The sequence below is a fragment of the Mucilaginibacter sp. L3T2-6 genome (genome assembly GCF_030519355.1).
GTDB lineage: Bacteria > Bacteroidota > Bacteroidia > Sphingobacteriales > Sphingobacteriaceae > Mucilaginibacter.
This window is the reverse complement of record NZ_JAUMKC010000006.1, coordinates 125,587-137,873: the sequence shown is the minus strand read 5'-3', so window position 1 is coordinate 137,873 and position 12,287 is coordinate 125,587. Positions and strand designations below refer to the sequence as shown.

At 45.4% G+C, this 12,287-nt stretch carries 10 protein-coding genes; 4 read left to right on the top strand and 6 right to left on the bottom strand.

Annotated elements, in window-relative coordinates:
• Window positions 1-25 precede the first annotated feature (25 nt).
• Both pstS and Q3W13_RS09085 read left to right on the top strand, forming a co-directional pair.
• Window positions 26-1,150 carry a phosphate ABC transporter substrate-binding protein PstS gene (gene pstS / locus Q3W13_RS09090; protein ID WP_302863107.1) on the top strand — a complete coding sequence of 375 codons (1,125 nt, stop codon included), beginning with the start codon at window positions 26-28 and terminating at the stop codon, window positions 1,148-1,150.
• Window positions 1,151-1,277: 127 nt separating this feature from the next.
• Window positions 1,278-1,970 carry a uracil-DNA glycosylase family protein gene (locus tag Q3W13_RS09085; protein WP_302863105.1) on the top strand — a complete coding sequence of 231 codons (693 nt, stop codon included), beginning with the start codon at window positions 1,278-1,280 and terminating at the stop codon, window positions 1,968-1,970.
• A gap of 822 nt (window positions 1,971-2,792) precedes the next feature.
• Here Q3W13_RS09085 and Q3W13_RS09080 read toward each other — a convergent pair.
• From Q3W13_RS09080 to Q3W13_RS09060, 5 genes are all read right to left on the bottom strand, one after another.
• Window positions 2,793-3,641, bottom strand: a complete 849-nt coding sequence (locus Q3W13_RS09080; RefSeq protein WP_302863103.1) for a fumarylacetoacetate hydrolase family protein — start codon at window positions 3,639-3,641, stop codon at window positions 2,793-2,795.
• Between the two features lie 409 nt (window positions 3,642-4,050).
• Complete coding sequence (locus Q3W13_RS09075) at window positions 4,051-4,815, bottom strand: SDR family NAD(P)-dependent oxidoreductase (RefSeq protein ID WP_302863101.1); 765 nt, start codon at window positions 4,813-4,815, stop codon at window positions 4,051-4,053.
• A 109-nt stretch (window positions 4,816-4,924) separates the two neighbouring features.
• Window positions 4,925-6,586, bottom strand: coding sequence for a UxaA family hydrolase (locus tag Q3W13_RS09070; RefSeq protein ID WP_302863099.1), 1,662 nt, complete (start codon window positions 6,584-6,586; stop codon window positions 4,925-4,927).
• Window positions 6,587-6,601: 15 nt separating this feature from the next.
• Window positions 6,602-7,951 carry an alpha-L-fucosidase gene (locus Q3W13_RS09065; RefSeq protein ID WP_302863097.1) on the bottom strand — a complete coding sequence of 450 codons (1,350 nt, stop codon included), beginning with the start codon at window positions 7,949-7,951 and terminating at the stop codon, window positions 6,602-6,604.
• A gap of 139 nt (window positions 7,952-8,090) precedes the next feature.
• Window positions 8,091-8,420, bottom strand: a complete 330-nt coding sequence (locus Q3W13_RS09060) for an L-rhamnose mutarotase (RefSeq protein ID WP_302863096.1) — start codon at window positions 8,418-8,420, stop codon at window positions 8,091-8,093.
• 188 nt (window positions 8,421-8,608) lie between these two features.
• On the opposite strand from Q3W13_RS09060, the gene Q3W13_RS09055 reads away from it, so the two are divergent.
• The gene (locus Q3W13_RS09055; RefSeq protein WP_302863094.1) at window positions 8,609-9,943 is read left to right on the top strand and encodes a Xaa-Pro peptidase family protein; all 1,335 of its coding nucleotides are present in this window, start codon (window positions 8,609-8,611) and stop codon (window positions 9,941-9,943) included.
• A 90-nt stretch (window positions 9,944-10,033) separates the two neighbouring features.
• Here Q3W13_RS09055 and Q3W13_RS09050 read toward each other — a convergent pair whose 3' ends face one another.
• The gene (locus tag Q3W13_RS09050) at window positions 10,034-11,239 is read right to left on the bottom strand and encodes a PQQ-binding-like beta-propeller repeat protein (RefSeq protein WP_302863091.1); all 1,206 of its coding nucleotides are present in this window, start codon (window positions 11,237-11,239) and stop codon (window positions 10,034-10,036) included.
• Window positions 11,240-11,382: 143 nt separating this feature from the next.
• On the opposite strand from Q3W13_RS09050, the gene Q3W13_RS09045 reads away from it, so the two are divergent.
• Window positions 11,383-12,285, top strand: coding sequence for a hypothetical protein (locus tag Q3W13_RS09045; RefSeq protein ID WP_302863089.1), 903 nt, complete (start codon window positions 11,383-11,385; stop codon window positions 12,283-12,285).
• Window positions 12,286-12,287 lie beyond the last annotated feature (2 nt).

The window sequence follows — 12,287 nt, the reverse complement described above, 5'->3', positions numbered from 1 at the left end:
TTTTTTGAAAACCAAACACATCAATATGAAATTATTGAAAATAAGTCAACTGGCCTTTGCAGCCATACTGCTGGCCGAAACAGCTTTAGTAAGCTGTGGTGGAAACAATAACAAATCGGGCGGTGATTCGTCATCTGCAACAAAGCCGGCAACGGCCGCTGCTGCACCTGCAGATGCCAATACCTTGCTTGGCGCAGGCAGCACTTTTGTATACCCGCTATTTTCAAAGCTGTTTGCTGAATATGACAAATCAGCCGGTGTGAAAGTAAACTATCAGTCTATTGGTTCAGGCGGCGGCATTTTACAGCTCACCAACAAAACCATCGATTTCGGCGACTCCGATGCGCCGTTGACCGACGAACAAGCAAAGAAAATCGGCGTTGACGTGCTGCATATCCCGATGTGCTCAGGCGCCGTAGTTATCGCATACAACCTGCCCGAATTAAAAAGCCCGTTAAAGCTTGATCCGGAAGTTTTAGCCGGTATATTCCTCGGTAAGATCACCAAATGGAACGATCCTGCAATTGCTAAAATCAACCCTGGTGTAACCCTACCATCCACGGGTGTATTTATTGCACACAGAAGCGACGGCAGCGGTACCACCAACATATTCACCACCTATCTTGCAAAAGTTAGTGCAGACTGGGCTAAGAGTCCGGGCAAGGGTTCAGCCATTAACTGGCCGGTTGGCCTGGGCGGCAAAGGTAACGAAGGTGTTGCCGGTTTAATCAAACAAACCCCTGGCGCAATCGGCTACATCGAGCTTGCTTATGCCATTCAAAATAAAATGACGTTTGCCGATCTAAAGAATAAAAGCGGCAATTATATTACCCCAACCGTTGCTTCAACAAGCGCTGCCGGTAATATCGATATCCCAGCCGATGCAAAGGTGTCATTAAGCAATACTGACGCTAAGGACGGTTACCCCATCAGCGGATTAACCTGGGCCCTTATATACAAAGAACAAAATTATAACGGCCGCGCAAAAGACCGTGCCGAAAAAGTGGTTAAACTGCTTTGGTGGAATACCCACGAAGGCCAGAAATACTGCAATGATTTAAATTACGCACCGCTGTCGCCGGCCGCTGTCAAAGTTGCAGAAAACCTGTTGAAATCGGCGACCTATGATGGTAAACCTGTGCTTCAATAATATTACTTATACGATTTAATTTACAGCCCGGCAAATTGTTATGCCGGGCTTTTTTATTGGATAAAATTGGATACAAATTGGATTTATCCATTAAATTTTATCAATTAGCATTTTTACCATTTACCGCATGACCTTTGCCGAAAAAGTTATTCAATTCAATAAACAGGTTGACTTTAGAGGAACGCTGCCCGCTGGCATCAGCATAATGAACCCATTTAAGGAGAGTCCGCAGGCGTTACGCATTACCGGGGAGTTTTACACCAAATATTACAGCGACAATAATCAGCGGCACCTGGTTTTAGGCATTAATCCCGGAAGATTTGGCGGCGGGGTAACCGGTGTGCCGTTTACAGATTCCAAGCGGTTAAAAACGGCCTGCGGAATTGATTATGATGGTAAGGAAACGCACGAGCCATCGTCTGTTTTTATATATGAGATGATTGATGCCTTCGGCGGCCCGGAAGAATTCTACAGTCATATCTATATAAATTCCATGTTTCCTCTTGGTTTTACGGCGACCAATTTGGCAGGCAAAGAAGTGAATTATAATTATTATGACAGCAAGGAACTGACCGCCACAGTTTACGATGCCATCATCGAAAACATTAAAAAGCAAATTGATATTGGATGCCATACTGATACCTGTTTTTGCTTCGGCACCGGCACTAATGAGAAATTTTTAAACAATATTAACCGGGAGCATGGCTTCTTTAAAAATATTATAGCGCTCGAACATCCGCGGTTTATTATGCAATATAAGGCGAAAACGAAGCAGCAATACATCGATAAGTATATTGCTGCGTTTAGGGGTGTTATTTGAGATTGCAGCAGGGCATGATGGGCTAGGTGCCGCACCTCCGGAGCGGAAAAACACGTATCGATTTTTTCTACCAATATTTGGCCCCCGATGGGGCTGGAATGCAAATTGCCATTGGCACTCTATGTATATTATGCATCCCTATCCAACAGGAATAAAAAATGCTCCGTTAGGAGAAAATATCGGCAGAGGTAAATGAGGAAAAACACGGATTGATTTTTTCTACCAATATTTGGCCCCGTCAGGGTCCGAAATGCAAATTGGTGTTACAGCACTGAATATATATTATGCATCCCTATCTAACAGGATAAAAAATGATCCGTTAGGAGAAAATATCGGCAGAGGTAAATTGAAAAACACATATCGATTTTTTCTACCAATATTTGGCCCCAATGGAGGCCGGAATGCAAATTGCCATTACGGCACTGTATTTATACTATACATTCCTATCTAACAGAATAAAAAATGATCCGTTGGGAGCAAATATTGGTAATAAACACATATTGCTTTTTTCTATCAATATTTGGCCCCCATGGGGCCGGAATGCAAATTGCCATTACGGTAGTGTATTTATGCTAATCATTCTTATCTGGCAGAATATAAAAAATGCTCCGTCAGGAGCAAAATATTGGTGGAAAAACACGCATTGATTGTTTCTACCAATATTTGCCACGATGGGGCTGAGATGCAAATTGGTGTTGCGGCATTGTATTGATACTGTACATCCCTATCCAACAGGAATAAAAAATGCTCCGTTAGGAGCAAAATATTGGTAGAAAAAACAATTAAGAAGCTAAGCGCTCCGTAGGTGCGCAACATAATAAGTTATGTATTGTAAGCAACCAGTGTTTGCCTTGCCACTCCCAATCCATCAACACCAAGCTCAACCACATCGCCGGGTTTTAAATATAAATTTGGTTTCATGCCCAGACCCACACCGGCTGGTGTTCCGGTTGATATAATATCACCGGGCAGCAGGGTCATAAATTGGCTGGTGTACGAAATTAAGTGTGGTATATTGAAAATAAAATTCGACGTATTGCCATCCTGCATTACCGTACCATTCAATTTCAGCCATAGACGCAGGTTATGCGGGTCGGCAATTTCATCTTTGGTAGCAAAAAAAGGACCTATCGGCGCAAAAGTATCGCAACCCTTGCCCTTGTCCCATGTGCCGCCGCGCTCAATCTGAAACTCACGCTCCGATACATCGTTATGCAGTACATAACCCGCCACATAGTCCATGGCATCAGCCTCGCTCACATAGCTTGCCTTTTTACCGATAACAACAGCCAGTTCAACCTCCCAATCGGTTTTTACCGAGTTTTTCGGGATAACAATGTTATCGTACGGACCAACAATCGCCGTTGTTGATTTCATAAAAATAACTGGCTCGCTCGGCGGCGTAGCATTGGTTTCTTTAGCATGGTCAATATAATTCAGACCGATGCACACAATTTTCGACGGGCGCATCAGCGGACAACCCAAACGCACGTCTTCTGTAATTTCGGGTAACAGGCTGTCTTCTAAAAAATGGCTTAAACGCGTTAAACCGTCATTTTCAAAAAAAACTTCACCATAATCTTCCCCAAAGGCTGAGGTATCATATTTTTTATCATTGATAATTACACCGGTTTTTTCTTTACCGGCTTCGCCAAATCGTATCAGCTTCATGTTATTTAGTTGGTAGTTTGCTATACCTGCAAACCTATCGATAATAAATGGCAAATTGATAGGCAACACACTAATCAACAGCGTTATTTCACCACCTCTGCCAGAAAATCATTCCCAAAACGATGGCTTGCGGGTGTTGCGGCGTACCATTATACCTCTTTCCAGGCTGGATGCCCGGGCGGGCGGAGAAGAAATATTTACCGGCTAACAGGAAAGTACTTCGATTTCAGGGTTATAAAAAACATGGTTGCAGAAGGTTTACACTTTTCTACTGTAAACCTCACTTAATTATTTGATAATAAGAATCTTAAATGGTTTCAGGACGGTTTCACCTGAAACCATGGTATACCTTGTCGCGGCTGTATAGTAATTTACACAACATGCTGACTATCAAATAATTATTTTATTGTTAATTATTCAGCGTGATAAATCCGCCATCAATCGGGTAATCAGTTCCTGTGATGAAACCCGCCTCGTCAGAACAAAGGTATAATGCCAGCGCTGCAATTTCATCCGGCTGGGCCATGCGTCCAATGGGCTGCGATTTGGATAGTTTCTCAAATATTTCTGCTTCTTTTCCAGCGTAATTTTTGGCAATAAAGCCATCAACAAATGGCGTATGCACCCGCGCAGGCGATATACTGTTACATCGGATATTATCGGACAGGTAGTCACGTGCCACCGATAAAGTCATAGCATGGATAGCACCCTTGCTGGTGGAATAAGCAAACCTGTCGGTTATACCCACATGAGCCGCTACCGACGAAGTATTAAGGATTACTCCGCCGCCGTTAGCTTTCATGACTGGGATGGCTGCAAACAGGCAGTTATAGGCCCCCTTAACATTCACGTTGTATACTCTGTCGAAATCTGCTTCGGGGGTATTGTCGGCGCGACCGATATGAGCAATACCTGCATTATTTATCAGGATGTCAATTTTACCTATAGCCCCAAAAACATCCAGCACTTGCTGCTGGTTGCTTACATCGCATTTATGAACAACAGCACTTCCGCCTGATGCTACTATTTCGTTAACAGTATCGTTTGCGGCATCCTCGTTTAGCTCGATGATATGCACGCTTGCGCCTTGCTTGGCAAACAATACAGATATTGCCTTACCAATGCCGCTGCCGCCACCTGTTATAATTACTGATTTATTGGTTAGTTTGAACATTATTTTTTATTTCGGAATTCGGGTTTACGTTTCGGAATTATTTTTTGATTTAGGATTTACGATTTCAGAGTTATTGAATTTGCAAAAATCCGAAATCATAAATCCGAAATCACAACGATATTCCCCTCTTCCACGGTATCCAGTCATCCTGACCCAGGCGTACAGAGGCCGGTTCGGCCTCGCCGCTGGCTACCTGGATCACATAGTCAAGTATTCGCTCCCCGGCCTGCTGAATGGTTTCCTCGCCTTCTATAATGGTGCCGCAATTAATGTCGATGATATCCGGCATCTTTTGCGCAGTTGCTGTATTGGTTGACAGCTTGATCACCGGCGTAACAGGATTGCCCGTGGGCGTACCGAGCCCGGTAGTGAACAATACAATATTAGCTCCCGCACCTACCTCAGCCGTGGTGCTTTCTACATCGCTGCCAGGGGTGCATAAAAGATTGAGACCGGATTTTGACACCTTGGCCGGGTAATCCAGCACATCGGCAACCGGCGATGTACCACCTTTTTTAGCGGCCCCGGCAGATTTTATGGCGTCGGTTATCAGCCCGTCACGAATGTTACCCGGCGAAGGGTTGGCGTAAAAACCGGATCCGTCAGCTTCAGCGCGCTGGTTGTAGCTCGTCATCAGCTTCATGAAATAGTTAGCCTTATCCTCATCAACACAGCGGTCGCTCAATTCCTGTTCTACGCCGCAAAGCTCAGGGAACTCCGACAGTATTACCGAACCGCCCATCGATACGAGTAAATCAGAAACATAACCTAACGCCGGATTAGCGGATATGCCCGAAAAACCGTCTGATCCGCCACACTCCAATCCGATACATAATTTCGATAGCGGAGCCGGTGTCCGGGCCGTTTGATTGGCCTGCATCAGGCCGGCAAAGGTTTGTTTAAGGGCCTCCTTCAATAAATCCCTTTCGGTACCCACTTTTTGTTGTTCCAGAATCACCAGCGGCTTACTGAAGTTAGCGTCGCGCACTTTTATTTCCTGCTCCAGTATACTCACCTGTGCGTTCTGGCACCCCAGGCTTAGCACGGTAGCGCCCGCCACATTAGGATGGGTGATATACCCGGCTATCAGCCCGCATAGCGTTTGCGCATCACTGCGTGTGCAGCCGCAGCCCATCTCATGCGTCAGGAATTTTATGCCGTCTATGTTTTTAAAAAACTTTTTTGAGCTGTTTTTATCTGCGGAGTCCTGTATATCGGTCCCCAGTATCTCTTCAACCGATTTACCGGCATTATACAGACTGATCAGCTGGTCCACATCCCCCTCATAATTTTTCGCTTTCTTATAACCAAGCTTGTCAACCAATGCTTCTTTCAGCACATCGATATTGCGGTTTTCGCAGAATACCAGCGGCACTACAATCCAGTAATTACCTGTACCCACAGACCCGTCAGCGCGATGGTAGCCATTGAAAGTCCGGCCGGCAAAACGGCTGGTATCAGGCTGGCGCCAGTCCAGCTTGCGTTTGCCTAGGTGAAACTCGCCAGAAGCATGGTGAACATTGCTTGTAGTTATTAGCCCCCCCTGCGGGATAATCTGCGTGGCTTTACCTACCAGCACGCCATACATAAATATTTCGTCCTGTGGCTGTAGCGCATTAAGAGTAAACTTGTGCTTCGCCGCTATTTTATCAGCCAGCTTGAATGTTTGGCCCTCAAAATTTATCTCCGTACCCTGTTCCAGGTTTTGCAAGGCCACCAGCACATTATCTTTCGGGTGAATGCGGATGTAGCTATGTTTTTGTGTCGGCATTATTTATCAAAATCGTTATTGCAGTGTAAGTTCTATTACCGGTATCTCGTACCCGGGCTTTTTGGCCGGCAGCGTAAGCACAAGGTCCTGCGGGTTTGTGTCCGACGGCTTGGAGATCAGCTCTGAAGCATCATTCAGCATGGCTGCATACCTTACCTTTCCGGCGTACCCCGGCAGCGTTAATGTGCCGCTGATTGGATAATAGTACAAATGTACATATAGCCGCCCGGTTTTCGGATTGTAGGTAAGCTTATCTCCTTCAGGTGCTTTAAACTTATCAGGCGCAAAGGTGCAGTCGTAAATAGATCGGCTATTGGCGTGCATCCAGGTAGCAAGGCTGTCCAGTGCGTTATTGGCGCGGTAATCAAATTCGCCGCGGGCTGTAGGGCCAACATTCAATATCAGGTTGCCTCCATTGCTTACCGAGGTAATCAGCAGATCGAGCAGCTGGCGATGGGTTTTCCAGGTATTTTCGTCGCGGTAATATCCCCAGGAGCCGGAAAACGTCTGGCAGGTTTCCCAGGTTTTGCCGCGGTACTTGGCTAACTCCGCAGTACTTACCTGCTCGGGTGTTTCAAAGTCGGCGCCGTCTTTATATTCTTCCAAATTAAGGCGGTTATCTACAATAATACCCGGCTGCAGCTTGCGTATCAGCTTCAATAGTTCAACAGAACCCCAGTCATCTTTGCCTTTGCCATGTCCATCCTTGCGGGGGAATGAAAAATCGAGCCAAAGAATATCTATTTTACCGTATTTAGTTAACAGTTCTGTTATCTGGTTGCGCATGTACTGGCGGTATTTCGCCATATCGCGGCCCTTGTTCAGCTTTGCATACGAGGCGTCACTCTTATCAGCAGGTGATTGCGGATGAATCTCGTCAATGGTGTAATCAGGATGATGCCAGTCAAGCAACGAGTAATAAAAACCCACCTTGAGCCCTTCGGCGCGAAAAGCGTTTACGTATTCGCGGATCAGGTCGCGGTGCGCTTTGGTATTGGTAGCTTTATAATCAGTATATTTCGAGTCGAACAGGCAAAAGCCTTCATGGTGTTTACTGGTAAGCACGGCATATTTCATGCCGGCCGCTTTGGCCGTCCTGGCCCATTTGTGGGGGTCGAACAGATCCGGGTTGAACTGGTCAAAATATTTCTGGTAGCCTGCATTATCTATTTTCTCATTGTGCTTTACCCACTCATGCCGTGCCGCGCCGCTATATAGTCCCCAGTGAATGAACATGCCGAAGCGGGCGTCGGTCCACCATTCCATGCGTTTCTTTTTTTGCGCGTCAGTCTCGTTTCCGATACGTTTTTGAGCCATAGCGTTGTAGCTGATAATAAGCAATAACAGTGGAAGGATTTTTTTCATGGTTAGTAGCGGTTTATAATTGAGTAAAACTTAAAAACTTTGTCATTGCGAGGAACGAAGCAACCTCGTCGTCAATCATCGCCGGACTATGTATAGCGACGAGGTTGCTTCGTCGTTCCTCCTCGCAATGACAAAAAAATTATAATTCAAATATCTTCTTCATCAGCACCCACTTTTCTCCCTTCATTGCGCCTTTAACAGGTTGCTGGTAATTCCACATCAGGTTTTCCCATTCCTGCACTTTTGGGTTCGATGCATCCATCGCCCCCTTGCGTTCAAAGCTAAAGCTGTCATCGGTTTCCATAATCATAAACAGCCGGGTATCAAACCGGTAAATTTCCATACCGGTAATACCAGAGTCTATAATGCTGGTCCGTATTTCGGGCCAAATCGATTCATGATAACGCTCATATTCAGCTATTAATGCAGGATCGTCCTTTAAATCAAGGGTTAAGCAATACTTAGGCATAATCGGCAGATTGTACAACTGTCAATTCTACAAAAATTATTTCGGTTTAAGAAGAGGCGAAAGGTTTTTGAGGTAGGGAAAGTCCGAAAAATCAGTAAAGCGCGGAAGGCGCAGCGCTATAAACCGAAAACTTATTGACCTAATCCCCTAAATGAATATATTTACTTTAACTAACCTCTTATTTAACAATGAAAACGATTAACTTTCTGTTAGCTGTACTGCTATGTACCGTCAGCGCCACGGCCCAAAACATGTTTAAGTATTTTACACCTGATGATTTTGCCGCCCGCCGCGCAAAATTGATGGAGCAAATTGGCGATGGTGTTGCCGTTTTGCAGGGCGCCGATTTAACTGAAGCCTACATTAAATTCAGGCAGGATAATAATTTTTATTATTTAACCGGCGTGGAAATGCCGTGGTGCGCACTAATCATCAATGGCAAAACCAAAACCACAACCTTGTTCGTTCCCGAAGGCCGCTTTGCCGATATTAAAGATGAAGCTCTTATCACCCCCGGCCCTGATGCGGCCAAAATGTACAAGGTAAACAACGTATTGCCAAAATCAGCCATGACCAATATGCTGGCGGGCCTGGCCGGCCGCGGACAGACATTTTATGTATTGACCTCGCCCGAAGAGACCGCCGAAATGAGCCGCGACCGCTGCACCGGCCTGCGGAACACCCGTTTAAGCGATCCATGGGATGGCCGTATATCCAAGGAACTAACTTTCATCAATAAATTGAAAGAGCGCTTCCCGATGATCACCATAAAAGATTTAACGCCGGTTATGGACGAAATGCGGTGGGTAAAAGACGCCAAAGAGATTGCCGTTATACGCGAGTGCGGAAAGATTGGTGCGCATGGTTTCGACGAGGCAATGCGGGTAACCCGTCCCGGTATTTATGAATACCAGGTTGCGGCAGCAGCAGATTTTGTGTTTGAAAACGAGGGCGCCATGGGGCCATCCTACTTCCCTATCGCCGCATCGGCGGAACGCGGTTTAAGCTGGCATTATAACGCCAACAACCACACCATAAAGGCTGGCGATGTAATGATGATGGACTATGCCCCCGAATTACAATATTACTCCACCGACATTACCCGTACATGGCCTGTCGAAGGTAAATTTACCGGCATTCAGTTAAAATATTATAACTGCGTTAAAGAGGCCTCTGAAGCAGTAATCGCAGCGATGAAACCGGGCATCACGGTAAAGCAGATGAATGACATTGCCAAAGGCGTTTATGCCAAATATGGGTACGAAAAAATGTATCCCGGCGGCATTGGCCACTATGTGGGCATGGCAGTGCATGATGTGGGCCCCTACGACAAACCTTTTGTACCGGGCGTGGTATTTAATGTGGAGCCGATCCTGGAAGATAAAAACATGAAGCTGCATATCCGGTTGGAAGATACCATCATCATTACTGCCGACGGCCATGAAAATGTAACCGCATCCACCACAACGGATCCGGAAGCTATGTATAAACTGGTAAAGGAAAAAGGAATTGGGGAGAAGTAGCGCAGGCGAAAGCTGAAAGGTTTTTATATGAAAGCCATGCGTAGCATACTGCGTATGGCTTTTTAAATGCCTGTTATTTAAGTGAATTGCTTACTCCGCCGCCAAGCAATAAACAACTCCTTCCGAACTGCTGAACACCAGCAAATTATCCTTTTTGGCAGGCTGCGAAAATATGCCGCCCACTTTGTGAAAAATTTGCACTTGTGCGCCGAGGTCCTTGCCAAGCAACGCGAAAGATGTATCATTAAACTGCTCATCTTTAGTGAAATATTGGTCAAAGAACTTCTGCCGGGCATCTGTTTGATAATTCCACAGTATATTGCCGCTATTCAAGTCTATTGCCAGCAGGTTGCCGTTAAGCGTGCCTGCATAGCCAGTTGAGTCGGACACAAGGCATGCTCCGAACATATCAAACTGAAGGGGTGTGCGCCAGGCGATTGCTCCATTTCCGGTATCTATCGCCGCCACTACGCGCTCATCCATCGTTGTATTTATAACCAGGTTTTTATAGAATTGTGGCTTAGCTACCGACCACCCGTGTGTAAAATAGTGATTCCAATTACAGGCGCCTGTTTTTATGTTGATAGCGTATAAATTAAAATCGCGGCTGCCAACATACACAGTGTTACCCCTCATGGCCGGCTGACCCGAAAATTCGCCTTTTGGAAAATACCGCTGCCCAACTGATTTAAATTTCCATATTAATTTACCGCTGTGTTTATCCAGGTTATAAAAATAACCGTCGAATGAACCAACCAGCAGGTTATTATTTTTAATAACGGGCGTAGCATGCACCACATCGCCCGTTTTAAACGACCATAACGCCTGCCCTGTTTTGGCATTCAATGCATAGATGTTGTTATCGCCCGAGCCAAAATACAGCACATCGCCATCCAGCACCGGCGAAGAATGGATATGATCGGCGAATGCAAAGAGCTCATATTTGCGTTCGCCACCGGTTTTAAATGTCCAGTTTACCTTAGCGGTATTTTTATCGAGACAATACACGTTGCCATCGCCACTTAAAAAATATAGTTGCTGCCCTGCTATCAGCGGCGCTGAACGGTTTTCACCCATGGTGGCAAATTTCCATAGCTGCTTACCGGTTTGCAGGTTTACAGCATACAGGTTTTTATCAAGCGAGCTGAAATAAACCACTTCGCCATCAATCACCGGCGATGCGATCACTGCGCCCGGCACCAGGAACTTCCATTTTAATACGGGAGCTTTGCGTTGTGCATCAGCGGTTATACTGACAATCAGGAATAGAACTAAAACTGATAATACTTTTTTCATGCGGCTATCTATTGGCTTACTTAGTAAAAATACACAATTAAGACCCGCAGCAAATAACCCTTTCCGGGTGATTTTGAGGTGAGATATTTCGGCTTAATTTACGCAATCCCCTACCTTTGCCGTATAAAATCCAGGTCTAATAATTGATAGATATAGCCGACATACAAGCCGACATCATAAAAATCGAAAATGCCCCGCACATTTTTGATAGCCTGGATTTTAGCCGCCGTGCAAACGCAATCGATTTTATTGACTTTCATATAGTCGGGCGACTCGACAGCTTACGGCAAAGCTCTTGTAATATTCCGCAACTCGGGCAGTTAGAGCGACGGGCACAAAAGCTAAAGCAGAAACTTGAAAATATCGATAACATTCTTTTTAAGGAACTCCGCGAAAATATCCTTCCGGGGATTGCTTTCAAAGATGTTGTTCAAAAATACGTGGGCCAAACCACGGCCGATAATCTACTGAACGAACCGGGTTATGATGTTCTGGACAATTTTATCAATTGCCTGCTGTGCTGCGATGCTTTACCCGAAGCAACGAAGAACCGGGAGAACGAAATGGTATTTTACCAGCAAACACCCGCCCGGATAATTTTCCAATTGGCTGAAATGACACAGCTAAAAGCAGACGATGTATTTTTTGATATTGGATCCGGCCTGGGCCAGGTGGGCATGCTGGTGAATTTGCTTACCGGCGCTAAAACCATCGGCATTGAATACGAGCCTGCCTATTGTGACTATGCAAAAAAATGTGCAGCACAATTCAACTTAACTGACGTTAAATTCCTTAATACAGACGCCCGTAGAGCAAATTATTCCGGCGGAACAGTATTTTTTATGTACACGCCTTTTGGAGGCGATATGCTGCAGCAAATGCTGGATATATTGCGCCACCAGGCGAAAAAAAAGGCTATCCGGATTTTCACTTATGGTCCATGCTCACCCGTTATAGCCAGACAATGCTGGCTTAAATGTACTAACGGTGATGGAAATGATATCTATAAGCTGTACGAGTTCAGAAGCACAATGCCTGCTATTTAAAC